A 13,305-nucleotide genomic window follows, 5' to 3' on the forward strand; every position below is an offset into this window, starting at 1 on the left:
GAGCGAACGAATAAAATGAAAATCAATCGCGTCAATTATTTAACAGGACCTAACCTTTACAGCTTCAAACCTACTATCTGGATTGAACTTGATATAGAAGAATACGAGGAAAAGCCGTCTAACATGCTGCCGGGTTTCACTGAAAACTTATTGCGAGTCATCCCTACCCTACACACGCATTCATGCTCGAGAGGCTATGCTGGCGGGTTTGTAGAAAGACTGCATGAAGGTACCTGGATGGGACATATTTTAGAGCATATCGCACTCGAGATTCAACACCTTGCAGGTATTAAGGTAAAACGCGGCAAGACCATTACGAGCGAGCGAAAGGGTATTTATTTCGTAACCTATGATTATGTAGAGCCGAAGTCTGGGTTCTACGCGTTTGAAGCAGCCATTGAAATCGTGACAGCTATTTTAGAAGGAAAAGAGATCAGTGCAGGTTCTTATATCCAGCACACGTCTGATCTTTATCACATGCATAAACTAGGTCCTAGTACAGAAGCGATCTATCAGGCAGCTCGAGCACGCAAAATCCCAGTCGAACGAATCGGATCAAACAGCATCCTTAGACTCGGAACGGGCAGAAAGCAAAAGTCTGTGCAAGCTACCATTTCTTCTCAGTCATCTTATTTAGCTGTGGAAAACTCGTGTGATAAAGACATGACAAAAACGCTGCTTAAAAGTGCAGGTCTTCCTGTACCCTCTGGTGATGTTGTATCAAACGAGTATGACCTCCTTAAGTCGGCTGAAAAAATCGGCTACCCGCTGGTAATTAAGCCGCTGAACGGACGACAAGGACAGAATATTGTAACAGACATTCGAAATGATGACGATTTAATCACGGCATTCCGCTGTGTATATAGTGAAGGAACGCTATATATTCTTGAGCGTTATTATGCTGGAAATGATTATCGCTTTTTTGTTGTTAACGGTGAATTGGTAGCCGCAAGTTTGCGCATGCCCCCTATCTTGATCGGAGATGGACGCAAAACGATTGCTGAATTAATTGAAGAAGAAAACGTAAACCCGCTGCGCGGTGAGGGGCACGAGAAGGCGATGACAAAGATCCCTCTCGATGAACGAACAGTTGTGCATCTTGAAAAATGCGGTTATTCTCTGGAATCTGTTCTAAAAAAAGGACAAGCTTTGGCCGTTCTTGGAAACGCAAACCTTTCGACTGGAGGTTCTGCGGTAGATGTAACGGATGAAGTTCATCCTCAATATCGCAAAATGGCGATCGAAGCGGCGACGGCTGTCGGTTTAGATATCGCAGGAATCGATATCCTTTCTACCGATGTTACGGTTCCTTTTATAGAAGGCGAAGCTGCTATCCTTGAAGTGAACGCAGCTCCAGGCATCCGCATGCACCTCTATCCATCGAAAGGAAAAAGCCGTGATGCAGGCGGAGCAATCGTTGACTATTTGTTCTCTTCAAGAGAAGAAGCTGCGATTCCTGTAGTTGCTGTAACAGGTACAAATGGTAAAACAACCACTTCCCGCTTGGTTTCACACTTGCTGAAAAAAGATAATGTGACGGTTGGCCTGACTTGTTCTGATGGCGTCTGGGTGGGTGATCAGCAATTGGATTCAGGAGATTGCAGCGGTCCTAAGAGTGCACGCAAAGTTTTATCACATCCAGGGGTTGATGTTGCAGTTTTGGAAACAGCGAGAGGCGGGATGCTCCGAGAAGGACTCGCTTTCCGTTATTGTGATGTGGGAATTGTAACGAACGTCAGCGAAGATCACCTTGGGCTGAATGGTGTTGAAACATTAGAAGACCTTAAGAAGCTGAAGCAAACGATCCCTGAAGTTGTTCTTCCGGAAGGTACGTGCATTTTAAATGCAGATGATCCGCTTTGCGTGGATATGGCGCAGCATACGAACGGTGAAGTCGTCTATTTTTCGCTGTCACTCATGAACCCTGTTGTTCAAGAGGCGTTAACGAAAGGCTCTAAAGTTTGGTATTTGGAGAGCGACTGGGTGATGTTCAGCGAGAAGGGAAAAACAGAAAGGTTCTTGCCTGTCTCTCATATTCCGCTGACGATAAATGGTGCAGCTCGTCATAATGTCGCAAATGTACTTGCGGCTTTGGCTGCTGCTCAATCTTTAGGGCATCAATTATCCGAACTGCGCAGCAAGATTATTACGTTTCTGCCGACTGAGACTCAGAATCGTGGCCGTTTCAATATCGTAAACATTCAAGACCGAACGATCGTAGTAGATTACGCACACAATCCGGCTGGATTAAAAGCGCTATTCGAAACGGTTGATCATCTGAAAAAGGGACGAGTCATCACAGTTGGATCCGCCGCAGGCGACAGAAAGGACACGACCATTCAAGAGATGGGCCGAATTTTTGGCAGTCATTCTGATATTTTTATCATTAAGGAAGACGTAAACTTGCGCGGGCGTATACCTGGCGAGACTGTTCATCTGCTTTATACAGGTATTAAAGAATCCCAGCGCAAACCAGACATACATGTATATCCAAAAGAACTTGATGCCATGATTCAGGCTTGGGAACGCTCACTGCCAAATGACATTATTGTCTTCCTCTATGACGAGTACACTTCCATAGAGTGCTTCCTGCAAAAAATCAAAAACTCTCAACCTATTTTACAAAAAGCAGAATAAGAAAAAACAGTGCAGTTTCTCAATTGGAGGAGATGCACTGTTTTTTCTTTAAGTTTTTATCTAGATTCCAATTCGGATTCATTTAAGTATCTCAAATAATCTAAATCTATGTTGTCATTCGTATACCCATAACCATCATACCCATCCAATCCCGGTGTAGCTCTTTTTCCCGCACCATCATACGGGACCCAGCCAAAATACATTTGCTGATTAAGATTGAATTCTATGAATGGACTTGTTTGCCCTTTTGTTTTCGATTTTACAACAGACTCTATCACGGTTTGCCACTCTTTTGGAAGTTTGAGAACACCATACGACTTTTGATTAACCGCGATTGTCTTTTTCATCTGTACTTTAGGAGAATAATAATGTTCTGTCCCATTGTCTATTGAATAGTTCCTGTCTTTTGATAAATAAAAATCAATATCACTTACTTTATCTTTTGGATCCATGTTCCACACGATGCAGAACGTCGATGGGTCATTTATATCAATCCGCCACAAACGAGGTTCTCCCCTGTTTCCTGCATAGAGCATCTTCCATTCGTGCTTTTTCCATTCCCAATAGCTTGTGCCGTAATGTCCTTCTTTTGTAATAAACGGAACAAAGTAATGACGGGAATCCACCTGAAGTGCTTTTTGAACTTTATTGGCTGGATCTTCAATTAAAAAGTTATTGATCCCGTTGATGATTTGATTATTAGATAGAAATGGTTCAGGCTTCGAAAAATAAAATCTATTTATAAGTAGAACAGCGGATAGAATTAGAATGATTCCAAGAATGGTGAACAGATAGCGTTTCTTTTTCAAGCTACTCCACTCCTTTCAGCAGCGAATGCTCAGAGCGGAAATAATATTGTTTTTGGTATAAAGTGATAAGCAAACCTCTTCCGTCTTCTTCCATATAAATCATTGGCTCGGTTTCACTCCCCCATTTCGGGATAGCCCCTGTCAGCTGATAAGGAAATCGTTCTTTTCTGTCTTCTGGCTCAATCTCCATCGTAATCGTCTCATTTACCCACTCATCACTATGCATATCTGCAGGTTTCATCTTCTGTATGACTTTAATGAGGTTTTCATTTAGTTCGGCGTTTTTTGCAGATGGATGCAGTTGAATAATAGCCGGTTTATCTACCTTTGCGATATATGTAGAAAGCTTGTCGTCAGGATACATCGCGTTATAAATTTGAAGTGATCCCAGTGCACCTGCTAAGAAAATAAAGTTTGTAAAGAATCCAAGCCATGCGAACCGACGATACACTTTCCATCTTCCTTTCCGATTTCTGAAGCTGAGATAAAGTAACCAAACCCCGAGCGGTAAGACGGGAATCTTCACCTTCGTATGCGCGACTTCAATATTAAAGGAAAATGTAACAAAACCGGCAGCTACTATGATTATGACTTTCCAGATTTTTGGCTTCACATCTTGTTTTCTATAAATACGATAAATAAGAAATCCAATGATAATCCAAGCTATGGTTGTCGTTAATAATGATGCCAAGTTGAAATCATAATCAAAATGAATGATAAAAACACCGCCTTCTGTAAATCCTAATTAGGAATATTGTACCAATAATTTAAGTTTGTGGGTTATATTGGAAATAAAAAAAAGTATTACTTTTTAAAGTAATGCCCTGACCTAATGCTTTATTTTTTCTGAATCTCTTTCACCACAATTGCTTGTGATGCACTCTTGATGAGGCACCCTTCTAAATCTTCTTCTTTTAAAAATCCTAATGTGAGTGCTGATTTCACTTTGTCTTCATCCGGTTTTTTAACGAGCTGGATAAGATCATTCATATTTAATTGTTCTAATTTTTGAACGGTCTTCTCATCATTAAATTTTTCTGATTTCCTGATTTGGCGCTGGAGCTTGTAATTATTTACGGTTACTTCGCCTTTTTCGTTTTTCCCAACCATGCTGTCAAAATAAATATGAAAAACTTTCTTGAGCTCATCTAGTTCTTTTTCGATTTCTTTTTTTCTGTCGTTGAGTGTTTGGTATTTAATCACCAAATCCTCTGAAATCGTGTAATCTATTTGGTTAGCCATGGCTCGTCCTCCAATACGAAATGTTATTTAATCTTATTGCGTAAAGGAGACATTTATTCTTCAAATAAAAAAACTAACTCTTCTGTAGATTATTTCTCAATAATCGTTCGAGTCAGTTTTTCCTATTAATTCAATACATCATCACTATTGTTTTCTTTTTGATTCTCTGGTTTTTTCGTTCCTTTACTTACATAAGGTTTGGGTCCTTTTTTCTTGCTGCTTGTTTTCCAACGGTTCCAGCCCTTTTTCCCAGTCCCTCTGCCCGTTCCGCCTTTGCCTTTTGCTTTACTCATCTTATCACTCCATGAACTTTATATATCTTAGTATCATTATTAAGTATTAAGATTGAATTATACTACACTCGGGCAGAAAACGGGGTGAATCCGGAATATTAATTTACGAATGTGTTAAACGTTGCGATGACAGCACATCCCATCATGAAAGACCTAAATCCAACTTCGATATTTCGTTTTCCAAGTATAAAGCGAAATATTCGGTCGACAAGGTGATAAAGAATGTAGGCAATAATTAAAAAGCTGATGAAGATCATTATGAAATTCCAGTGATGAGGAAAGTTCAATAAGTGAAGCGTGCACATGATCGTGATGTAAGTCAGCAATTCACTCAGCTTTCGTTCATTCCGATTGTTGAATAGGTAATCGACGATGCGGTTGTATAGTTTCATATTGAAACAGCCTTTCCTTTTAAGTTTGTACAGGATTTTAGCCCTTGTTTGTCGGATTGGGCTCTTCGTTTGTTGAATTACACGAACCTACCACTTAGACTCACTCATTACTTAGTTAGTCATTCGGATTCACGATGGCCAGGTGTACGTGGTCTTCCCACTTGCCGTTGATTTTTACATTTTTTCGGTTAAGCCCTTCTCTTTCGAATCCCGCCTTTTCCAGCACGCGTATCGAACCTAGGTTATGCGGCATCACTCCCGCTTCAACCCGGTGCAGCTTCAATTCTTCAAAAGCGTATGCAACAATCAGCTGAACAGCCTCTGTCATATAACCTTTTCCATTATGCTTTTTATCCAAAAAGTAGCCGACATACGCACTCTGAATCGAGCCTCGCATGATTGCAAACAGGTTGATCGTACCAATTAGCTCATCGCTCTCATTTAAAAAAAGACCAAAATAATAGTCGTTATCCTTCTTTGCGCTTTCTTTAAACGTCTCCAAACGTTTTTGCTGTTCTTCCAGCGTATAATATTCTTCATCTCGTTCAGGGGCAAACTGTTCAAAGAAATCTCTATTTTCCAACTGCAGCTGCAGCATAGACTCCGTATCTTCCTTGCTTAAAAACCTTAAATAAATATGTTCAGCACATAACTTCTCACTCAAATCCATGATCTTTTCCATCCGATCACTTCCTTTCTCGAATCTTCCTCATTGATCTTTAACAAGCCGAATACTATAGTTTCTCATACTGTCCAGTGTTCCTTCATATTCGAATGTTCCCTTTTCGATCAAATGAAGCAGGCGGTTTTGAATAAAAGCATCTCCTGTGTACTGTGTCATATGGCCGAGAACAGTTCCGATCAATCGGGGAGCCTTCATAAAATCTCCGCTCCGTTTTCCATGTATGCGTTTAGCCATTTTTATAATAAACGAATCAAAATAATCGCTTTCTACACTCTTAATCTTGTGATCTTCCCATATGCGAAGAATCTCGCGTGTTTCATTTAATTGATTCCATTCATTAATAAACAACTGTTTCTTCTCCAATGGCAGACGCTCATCATCTTTTGTCTTTTTCATGATTATATTCATATTCTCTGGAGATATCTCCCCTGTTCGTAAGGAATCATAATAAAGATCAGGCTCTTTACAATACATATCAAAGCTTTCATTTGAGTTAATCACGAGTATTTCATTCCTTTTGTTTTGAAGCAGCTTCAGCACAAAACGTAATCCAGTTTGTTCATGCGCATTATTTGCAGTCCAAATCGTGATCATTTCATCCTCAGATATCATCTCAATCTCATGAAGTGTTTGCTGAAAATTCCGCTCAAAATCTTTATCAAAGAAATCGTCAGCCAGATTCAGTTCATTCAGCCAATTCGCTCGTTTTATCATCCCGGAATCATTCTCTAAATGGTGAAGGGGGCCAATAGAAAATAAATCACCAAAACCTATTACTCTATTCAAATCCTCTTGTCCGCTTTCTTTCAGCATCCATTTCATGCAGCCAGCTGGAGATTCACCAAACAAAATATGTACGTTCATGAAGACTCCTTTAATTTTTATTCGAATTAGACCGTTCGTTTCCTCTCTTAAAGTTACCGGTCACTTTGGCAAGGATAAGCTGAACTTCTTTTTCACTGTTCGCAGAGTTGATCCTGCTCATTATTTTCTCCGCTTCTTTGCCTTTTAAAATCATAACTTGCTTCCCTTTGTAATCAATAAACACCGTATTATTCTTCGTTAAGCGATAAGTAAAAATCTCTTCATCAAGCTTTTTCCGTTTGTCAATTTGCCCCATTCCCGTCCCCCCTTATGCTGTCTTAAAAATTTTACCACAATTACCCATAAGAAAAATTAGATAATTCAAACTTTTAAATAAAATTTCTCACTTGCTCATCAATAAAAAAACCACCCTTTCATATTTAAAGGCTGGCAATTATTAATTTACAATCGCTAATCTTTCAACTATTTTATCAACACAAGCCTCAATTCCATCATGATAAGTATCAACGTTAATGTCGTACCTTTCATTTTGCTGATGAACAAATTTTAATTGATTCTTTGCTTGCCCGATAGTACGATCTCCCCTTACCCCTTCTCTTCGTTCCAACTCTTCAAGAGGACAGTGCACACCGACAATAAAAACGGGGTATTCATTCAGTGTTTCCAGGCAATCTTCCAATGAAAACTGATCATGCATTACCTGATCGACAACGAGATTAATTCCTTTATCAGAAAACATGGCTACCGTTCGATGAAAAAAATACTCTGTCGGAACCGGAATTAACTTGTTTTGATCCCGGTTTTCCATCATTTCAATGACACGATCAAAATCATCAATGCTTAAGTGAAAATAGTCAGGAAGCTTTTCTACTAATTTTTTGGATAATGTAGATTTTCCCGAACTGGATACACCGTTTAATAAAATAATTCTTCCTTTACTCATACTTCCCTCTCTTATTCATGATTTTGTATTCAGTGTTAAATTACCCTGAATTTGTATTTCAGTTACAATTTGTTCCTTCTTCCGATAATAAAAATACACGATTACAAACAGCAGTGACGCCATCATCAACACGATCATGTTATTCACCACCGGACTAATTTCACCTTTGGAAATAAGAATGATTCCGCCGCCTGGTTTCCCGATGAGTCCATATAATAATCCATAAGCGATGTTCAACCCAAAATGAAGGCCGGTATCCGCCCAGATGGTTCCTGTTTTATAGAACGCAAAGGTTAGTGAACAACCTAATACGAAAGAAAAGACAAAGTTCATAAGCGTAAAGTCACCGTTCCAAAAATCATCCAGTGCATAAATGATAATGCTGATGATCCCAATCATGATAGGAGACAACTTTCCTTTTAATAGATTCATCACATAGCCGCGTGTAACAAGATCGTTAATAAACGAACCAAGAAAAAAACCAACCAGCACTTGAAGCAAATTCCACGCGGCATTCCAACCCATTTGAACACCTGTTATTTCAAATTTGCCTAAACTCCAATATGTAAAATACAAAAGTGACCAAACACTAAAGCCAAACAAAAAACTAACAAAGAAATACTTGATGTAATTTGAATTCTTTGTTAATCCAATCCCTCGCAGACCAGGTAATCCATTTAATTTTGCAATATAGGAAGCGATCGGAAAAAATAGCAAAATACTAATAAATTGAATGATTGTGTTCGAGATCATATGAGTCGTGACATTAAAATACAAATCGAGTAGAATAAATCCACCTAAACCAAACCCTAATTTCTTCATCGTTTGCATCCTCATTTTCGCAGTACTGACACTGCTTTATGTTCTTCTTCTTTTTTTACATATATATCAAATTGCGTGTTTTCATTATAATGACGGGCTCGTACACTCACGGGGACTTCCGTTCTATATTTCACACCGGCCTCTTTCAGCTTTCCGGTAATTTGAAAATAATTCTCCTCACTTAATGCAGTATAAAAGAGTTTCCAATTACGGTTTAAAATAGATTTAATAACCATACTTAATACACTAAAACTAAGAAAGGCAAGCAAAATAAGCCAAAAAAAAGTTGTTGTCATGCGTAAATCAGCATCCTTTCTTGTCTTTTTAAACGTTCTTTTCCGTTTCTTTTTTCCATTCGTTTTACGCCGAAACAATTCTTATTTATAATCAAAAGAAAACGGAGGTACGTAATGGGAGTATTAAATAAGTTAAAAAACTATGCAAAGAAATTAAAACAAGATTTATTTGTCATATATCTCTCGTACAAAGATCATAGAACACCTTGGCATGCCAAGGCAGTTGCTATTTGTGTGGTGGCTTATGCCTTCAGCCCCATTGATTTAATTCCCGATTTCATTCCAGTTTTGGGATACCTGGACGACTTGATCATCGTTCCTCTCGGGATCTCCCTTGCTTTAAAATTAATCCCGCAGATCGTGATTGACGAAAATCGTGAAATGGCTGAACAAATAAAACAAAAAGGTAAACCGAAGAACTGGTTTGTCGGAATTATCTTTATTATGATTTGGATCTTGTTAGCCGTTTGGATAGGCAAATTAGTAATTGGATTTCGACAGTAAAAAAGGGCTGCGCGATCAACAGCTCCTTTCCTCATTAACCAAACAAAATATCTAAGACTGTACTTAACTGTCCCTTTTTGCCTTCTAACACATTCGGATCATACACTTCGACATATCCGCAATTTGCGCATGACACAAAAAGAAAATGATTATGCTGGATATCAAAGAGTTTGCTTAAACCTGATCCAGTCATAGCAAGTTCCTTTGTTCTGCACTGTGAATGACTGCATTTTGTACACTTAAATTTATTTCGGATCGCCTCTCCCACTCTGCTCATCTTCATCATCTCCTTAACGTAAATAACTTCCCATTGCTGATTATTTAACCAGCTCCCACTTCAACATGTTCCCATCTTGCCTTGTTTTGTTCATTTTTAGTTTTTCTAAAACTTTTATGGATGCAGTGTTATCATCTAAACATTCCGCAACCACGTTATGTACTTCCTGATGGTCCAACGCCCACTCTATGATTCTATGAACGGATTCAGTCGCATAGCCCTTATTTTGAGCCGATGGAATGATGCCATACCCAACTTCAACAGTGTGATCCACCGGTTTTCCTTTAAAGCCGATGTCACCGATAATCATGCCTGATTCTTTTTCAATAACAAACCAAACACCCCAGCCTAGCAGACTAGCATCCTCTTTCAAGTTCTCTAAATATTTTTTTATAAAACCGTGGATCTCATAATCATCTGGAGATAACTTGGATGTAAAGGCATGATCCCCCGGAATGATTTTCAGTCTGTTCGTTTAAATCATCCATTTCGTCCCCTTTTTCAACAATTAGTAATGGTAATTCAATCATATGTTTATGGAAAAATTTAGTCAACGAGAAAAATCAACCCCCATAAATGAGCGTTTCATTATAAATAGTTTAAGGAGTACATAAACGATCATGACTTATGTGAACTGTTTTAAAGGAGGAAAAAAATGGAGCCTTATGTAAAAGATGCTCTGCTAGAGTGGAAAGAAGAAATTGCAAAGCAAAAGAATGAATTAGATGAAGAATATGAAAGAGTGAAAAGTGAACTTCAGCTTTATTCTTATAAATTTGGTATAACAAAACAAGTGATTCAATCCACGATCAATGAGGAAATCATAAACAATATCAAATCAACTTATCAAAAGCCTTTCGAAGTGAAGTACAATGAGCTAAAAGAAACGATAAAGAAGCTCGAAGAAAAACGCAGTGTGTTTAAGATGTTCGTAGAGAAAATCGAGAATGTTAGTGAAATTAAAGAAAATTAAAGAAAAAGATAACTTCCCTCCAAAGAAGTTATCTTTATTTTTGGTTATTCCTTATCATCTGCTCCAGCTTTTTCACGGTTTCTGTAAGATCATCTATTTGTTTCTGCATTTTGTCTTTTTCTTGGTCAGACTTAAAATCATCTACCTGAGATTGAAAATCAGCACTAACATCTGAGTTTAGCTGTATAATATCACCTATTGTTCCGAACGTATCTCCAATAACATTTAGGATACCGCCAATTATTGCCAAATACGTTCCGGTATTATTAGGCGGTTTATATACAAAGTTCCCATCACCATCCGTTGCAGATGGTGTTGCAGGAGGGTCTTTGACAACTCCCGGGACCCTATAATAATTCAACGGTATCACTCCAGTCTGAACATAAACTTCTACCCAGATATCATATGGAGTTTTCTTATAAAAAGTTCGGCTTGATAATTATTTTGCCATGTATTCTTCATTAGCCTGTTTGACTTGTTTGCTGAAAGCACTTTCCTGAATGCGAAGCCGAGCGTGATGAGTTTAAATATGTATAACGTTTTTGCTGAGTAAAAAAGGATAATTATCTTTTTTGGTAGGATTACTCTTCTTTTTGGTAGGATTGATACCTCATTTGGTAGAATTCTCCTCCACTTTGGTAGGATTCGCTGCAAGTGATCAAGTCTCCACTGTACTTAATACCTTAAATCCTCACGAATCGGCATGCCCTTTTCGTTACAATAATCGCAATACTTCTTATATACGGAGAAAATATCATCTTGGCCGATGATTTGGTCTTGTTCATCGAAATACTGAAGGGATCCGCCCAAAATAAAGAGGGAAATCACATCTTCTCCTTCAGTAATTAATGTATGTATATCTCCAGGCGGTTCGAATATGAATGTTCCCGGTTTCGCGATCCATTCTTTCTCTGCGTATCGCCACCTCCCTTGGAGATTATAACCCATCACACTTCCACCTGTATGCCTGTGCCGTGTTAACGTTTGATTACTTTTTATTTTAAACAAATAAGTCCACGTTCCTCTTGTGAAGTCGAATCGAATCGGCTTAAAGTGGCATACTTCGTTCTCTTCAAAAGGAATCCATGGCATTTCTTCCGTATCCACTACTCTCTCGGGCAGCTGGAGAATTTCTGCAAATTTTATTAAACCATCATCCACAAGTTTGTTCATTTCATCGAACCTCTTTCTATCTGTAAAGTCTTAACTAAGAACTGAATACAAATTCTGTGGAAATGAACAAATTCCTTTTTAAATACACATTTTCCATTAAAACTTTATCCCGCCAATAAATAAGAGCCATTACCACCGTCGCTGTTTACAGCTCCTGATAATCGCCCTTTATGTTTCACCTGATTCAATTTGTCTTTCTTTGTTTTCGTTTTCTTTGATGCCATCATTTTGTAAATGTCCGCGGTCGCGAATGAACTTCTGTTCGACTCCGGATTTCTTTTTCCTTCTCGAACTAATTTATCTCTTAGTTTCCTGGCTTGCGTTTTCGCCATATTGATTCTCTCCCTTATTATTCGATAATCACTGCTGTTTTTATTATAGTGCCCTTTCATTATTATGATACTATTAACCTGTAATGATTTCCATAAAATTGAAAGAGTGATGATTATGATAGCCACTGAAATCATAGATGTTGTTGTTAAAGGAATCATTTTTCATGAAAAAAAAATGCTCATCGTAAAACGTTCGGATGATGACGAGTTTGGTGCCGGAACAAGGGAATTTGTCGGAGGTAAGATCGAATTTGAGGAAGAATTAGAAACCGCTCTTATTCGGGAAACAAAAGAAGAGGCTGGATTGGACATAATGGTAGACAAGCTTTTGTATGCAACATCCTTTTTTACAAGTACAGAGCGAAAAGTCATCCTTCTAAAATACATATGTAAAAGCGGAACATCTCATGTTGTGATTTCTGACGAGCACTCAGATTTTAAATGGGTTTCAGCAGAAGAGCTTCAACTGTATCTGCCTTCCCACATCCTGGCAGATTTTGAAAAGAACTGCGTATATTCTAAGCATGCAGTAATTTAGATAGGAGAATCCCTATGGAAAAAGAATTAGCGATCTCAATTATCACTCTAATGGACAAATGGCAGGAAAAACCATCAGCCAAATATGATGTTCAAAAGTTTCGTTTAACTGATAACCAGCTTCCTGACTTCCACCAATGGACAAAGGAAAAAACAGTACTTGCCGCTTTTTCCGTATCGATTCCTGAAGAAAACGGCTATTATTTTCTGTTTATCGACTGGCATAGAAATGACAACTTTTACCTGGTTATCTATACTCATAACAAATCAACCACTGTAGCAGAAATACAGCGCACATCGACTATAGATGAAATCCCTCAATTGATATGGACATACAATCCATTGAAAAGGGATGGAAAGAACGATATACGAAAATCTTATTTTAAACAGACTTTTGGTTCTTTAACTGTTCACATTCCAATCCCGCAGAAACCAAAAGACGTTGAACGATTTGCCGCTGACCTCTTCAAACTTTCCCATAACCGAATGAGAGCGGATAAAGCACATGAGATATTTAATTTGTAAGAAATGATAAACGCCTGATGACATAATCTCATCAGGCGCT

At 38.4% G+C, this 13,305-nt stretch carries 21 protein-coding genes; 5 read left to right on the forward strand and 16 right to left on the reverse strand.

Features of this window, described 5'->3' with window-relative positions:
* Positions 1-15 precede the first annotated feature (15 nt).
* A complete protein-coding gene (gene cphA / locus RGB74_RS13265; protein ID WP_310759778.1) occupies positions 16-2,637 on the forward strand; it encodes a cyanophycin synthetase in 2,622 nt (873 codons plus the stop codon).
* A gap of 56 nt (positions 2,638-2,693) precedes the next feature.
* Here the strand turns inward: cphA and RGB74_RS13270 are convergent, their stop codons facing one another.
* The 11 genes from RGB74_RS13270 to RGB74_RS13320 all read right to left on the reverse strand — a co-directional run bounded on the left by RGB74_RS13270 (position 2,694) and on the right by RGB74_RS13320 (position 8,944).
* Positions 2,694-3,446: a hypothetical protein gene (locus tag RGB74_RS13270; protein WP_310759779.1), complete on the reverse strand. Its 753-nt coding sequence runs from the start codon at positions 3,444-3,446 to the stop codon at positions 2,694-2,696.
* Position 3,447: 1 nt separating this feature from the next.
* Positions 3,448-4,137, reverse strand: coding sequence for a hypothetical protein (locus RGB74_RS13275; RefSeq protein ID WP_310759780.1), 690 nt, complete (start codon positions 4,135-4,137; stop codon positions 3,448-3,450).
* Positions 4,138-4,283: 146 nt separating this feature from the next.
* Positions 4,284-4,688: a hypothetical protein gene (locus tag RGB74_RS13280; RefSeq protein WP_310759781.1), complete on the reverse strand. Its 405-nt coding sequence runs from the start codon at positions 4,686-4,688 to the stop codon at positions 4,284-4,286.
* Positions 4,689-4,813: 125 nt separating this feature from the next.
* Positions 4,814-4,981, reverse strand: coding sequence for a DUF3934 family protein (locus tag RGB74_RS13285; protein ID WP_310759782.1), 168 nt, complete (start codon positions 4,979-4,981; stop codon positions 4,814-4,816).
* A gap of 98 nt (positions 4,982-5,079) precedes the next feature.
* Positions 5,080-5,373 carry a hypothetical protein gene (locus tag RGB74_RS13290; RefSeq protein ID WP_310759783.1) on the reverse strand — a complete coding sequence of 98 codons (294 nt, stop codon included), beginning with the start codon at positions 5,371-5,373 and terminating at the stop codon, positions 5,080-5,082.
* 115 nt (positions 5,374-5,488) lie between these two features.
* Entirely contained in the window at positions 5,489-6,055 is a 567-nt protein-coding gene (locus RGB74_RS13295) for a GNAT family N-acetyltransferase (RefSeq protein WP_310759784.1), read from the reverse strand.
* Between the two features lie 27 nt (positions 6,056-6,082).
* Positions 6,083-6,922 carry a DUF1835 domain-containing protein gene (locus RGB74_RS13300; protein WP_310759785.1) on the reverse strand — a complete coding sequence of 280 codons (840 nt, stop codon included), beginning with the start codon at positions 6,920-6,922 and terminating at the stop codon, positions 6,083-6,085.
* A 10-nt stretch (positions 6,923-6,932) separates the two neighbouring features.
* Positions 6,933-7,178: a hypothetical protein gene (locus RGB74_RS13305; protein ID WP_310759786.1), complete on the reverse strand. Its 246-nt coding sequence runs from the start codon at positions 7,176-7,178 to the stop codon at positions 6,933-6,935.
* A gap of 141 nt (positions 7,179-7,319) precedes the next feature.
* Entirely contained in the window at positions 7,320-7,826 is a 507-nt protein-coding gene (locus RGB74_RS13310; RefSeq protein WP_310759787.1) for a chloramphenicol phosphotransferase CPT family protein, read from the reverse strand.
* A 15-nt stretch (positions 7,827-7,841) separates the two neighbouring features.
* Positions 7,842-8,648: a CPBP family intramembrane glutamic endopeptidase gene (locus RGB74_RS13315; protein ID WP_310759788.1), complete on the reverse strand. Its 807-nt coding sequence runs from the start codon at positions 8,646-8,648 to the stop codon at positions 7,842-7,844.
* An 11-nt stretch (positions 8,649-8,659) separates the two neighbouring features.
* Positions 8,660-8,944, reverse strand: a complete 285-nt coding sequence (locus tag RGB74_RS13320) for a hypothetical protein (RefSeq protein ID WP_310759789.1) — start codon at positions 8,942-8,944, stop codon at positions 8,660-8,662.
* A 114-nt stretch (positions 8,945-9,058) separates the two neighbouring features.
* On the opposite strand from RGB74_RS13320, the gene RGB74_RS13325 reads away from it, so the two are divergent.
* Entirely contained in the window at positions 9,059-9,448 is a 390-nt protein-coding gene (locus RGB74_RS13325; RefSeq protein WP_310759790.1) for a YkvA family protein, read from the forward strand.
* A 34-nt stretch (positions 9,449-9,482) separates the two neighbouring features.
* Here the strand turns inward: RGB74_RS13325 and RGB74_RS13330 are convergent, their stop codons facing one another.
* Positions 9,483-9,725: a zinc ribbon domain-containing protein gene (locus RGB74_RS13330; RefSeq protein WP_310759791.1), complete on the reverse strand. Its 243-nt coding sequence runs from the start codon at positions 9,723-9,725 to the stop codon at positions 9,483-9,485.
* 40 nt (positions 9,726-9,765) lie between these two features.
* Positions 9,766-10,191 (reverse strand): GNAT family N-acetyltransferase, encoded by a 426-nt coding sequence (locus RGB74_RS13335; protein WP_310762877.1) that lies wholly within the window; start codon positions 10,189-10,191, stop codon positions 9,766-9,768.
* 189 nt (positions 10,192-10,380) lie between these two features.
* Between RGB74_RS13335 and RGB74_RS13340 the strand changes: the two genes are divergently transcribed.
* Positions 10,381-10,698 carry a hypothetical protein gene (locus tag RGB74_RS13340; protein WP_310759792.1) on the forward strand — a complete coding sequence of 106 codons (318 nt, stop codon included), beginning with the start codon at positions 10,381-10,383 and terminating at the stop codon, positions 10,696-10,698.
* Between the two features lie 34 nt (positions 10,699-10,732).
* Here RGB74_RS13340 and RGB74_RS13345 read toward each other — a convergent pair whose 3' ends face one another.
* The 3 genes from RGB74_RS13345 to RGB74_RS13355 form a co-directional block, all read right to left on the reverse strand.
* Positions 10,733-11,059, reverse strand: a complete 327-nt coding sequence (locus RGB74_RS13345; RefSeq protein ID WP_310759793.1) for a hypothetical protein — start codon at positions 11,057-11,059, stop codon at positions 10,733-10,735.
* Positions 11,060-11,373: 314 nt separating this feature from the next.
* Entirely contained in the window at positions 11,374-11,871 is a 498-nt protein-coding gene (locus tag RGB74_RS13350) for a 2,4'-dihydroxyacetophenone dioxygenase family protein (RefSeq protein ID WP_310759794.1), read from the reverse strand.
* A gap of 104 nt (positions 11,872-11,975) precedes the next feature.
* On the reverse strand, positions 11,976-12,203 hold the full coding sequence (locus RGB74_RS13355) for a hypothetical protein (protein WP_310759795.1): 228 nt from the start codon (positions 12,201-12,203) through the stop codon (positions 11,976-11,978).
* Between the two features lie 115 nt (positions 12,204-12,318).
* Here RGB74_RS13355 and RGB74_RS13360 point away from each other — a divergent pair, with 115 nt between their 5' ends.
* Both RGB74_RS13360 and RGB74_RS13365 read left to right on the forward strand, forming a co-directional pair.
* Complete coding sequence (locus RGB74_RS13360; RefSeq protein WP_310759796.1) at positions 12,319-12,741, forward strand: NUDIX hydrolase; 423 nt, start codon at positions 12,319-12,321, stop codon at positions 12,739-12,741.
* A 14-nt stretch (positions 12,742-12,755) separates the two neighbouring features.
* Positions 12,756-13,265 (forward strand): hypothetical protein, encoded by a 510-nt coding sequence (locus RGB74_RS13365; protein ID WP_310759797.1) that lies wholly within the window; start codon positions 12,756-12,758, stop codon positions 13,263-13,265.
* Positions 13,266-13,305 lie beyond the last annotated feature (40 nt).

It is taken from the genome of Bacillus sp. NEB1478 (assembly GCF_031582965.1).
Lineage (GTDB): Bacteria > Bacillota > Bacilli > Bacillales > Fictibacillaceae > Fictibacillus.

Coding starts and splice junctions, on each gene's coding strand:
- cphA (WP_310759778.1), top strand. CDS start 16: ATGAAAATCAATCGCGTCAATTATTTAACAGGACCTAACCTTTACAGC.
- RGB74_RS13280 (WP_310759781.1), bottom strand. CDS start 4,688: ATGGCTAACCAAATAGATTACACGATTTCAGAGGATTTGGTGATTAAA.
- RGB74_RS13285 (WP_310759782.1), bottom strand. CDS start 4,981: ATGAGTAAAGCAAAAGGCAAAGGCGGAACGGGCAGAGGGACTGGGAAA.
- RGB74_RS13290 (WP_310759783.1), bottom strand. CDS start 5,373: ATGAAACTATACAACCGCATCGTCGATTACCTATTCAACAATCGGAAT.
- RGB74_RS13295 (WP_310759784.1), bottom strand. CDS start 6,055: ATGGAAAAGATCATGGATTTGAGTGAGAAGTTATGTGCTGAACATATT.
- RGB74_RS13300 (WP_310759785.1), bottom strand. CDS start 6,922: ATGAACGTACATATTTTGTTTGGTGAATCTCCAGCTGGCTGCATGAAA.
- RGB74_RS13305 (WP_310759786.1), bottom strand. CDS start 7,178: ATGGGGCAAATTGACAAACGGAAAAAGCTTGATGAAGAGATTTTTACT.
- RGB74_RS13310 (WP_310759787.1), bottom strand. CDS start 7,826: ATGAGTAAAGGAAGAATTATTTTATTAAACGGTGTATCCAGTTCGGGA.
- RGB74_RS13315 (WP_310759788.1), bottom strand. CDS start 8,648: ATGAAGAAATTAGGGTTTGGTTTAGGTGGATTTATTCTACTCGATTTG.
- RGB74_RS13320 (WP_310759789.1), bottom strand. CDS start 8,944: ATGACAACAACTTTTTTTTGGCTTATTTTGCTTGCCTTTCTTAGTTTT.
- RGB74_RS13325 (WP_310759790.1), top strand. CDS start 9,059: ATGGGAGTATTAAATAAGTTAAAAAACTATGCAAAGAAATTAAAACAA.
- RGB74_RS13330 (WP_310759791.1), bottom strand. CDS start 9,725: ATGAGCAGAGTGGGAGAGGCGATCCGAAATAAATTTAAGTGTACAAAA.
- RGB74_RS13340 (WP_310759792.1), top strand. CDS start 10,381: ATGGAGCCTTATGTAAAAGATGCTCTGCTAGAGTGGAAAGAAGAAATT.
- RGB74_RS13350 (WP_310759794.1), bottom strand. CDS start 11,871: ATGAACAAACTTGTGGATGATGGTTTAATAAAATTTGCAGAAATTCTC.
- RGB74_RS13355 (WP_310759795.1), bottom strand. CDS start 12,203: ATGGCGAAAACGCAAGCCAGGAAACTAAGAGATAAATTAGTTCGAGAA.
- RGB74_RS13360 (WP_310759796.1), top strand. CDS start 12,319: ATGATAGCCACTGAAATCATAGATGTTGTTGTTAAAGGAATCATTTTT.
- RGB74_RS13365 (WP_310759797.1), top strand. CDS start 12,756: ATGGAAAAAGAATTAGCGATCTCAATTATCACTCTAATGGACAAATGG.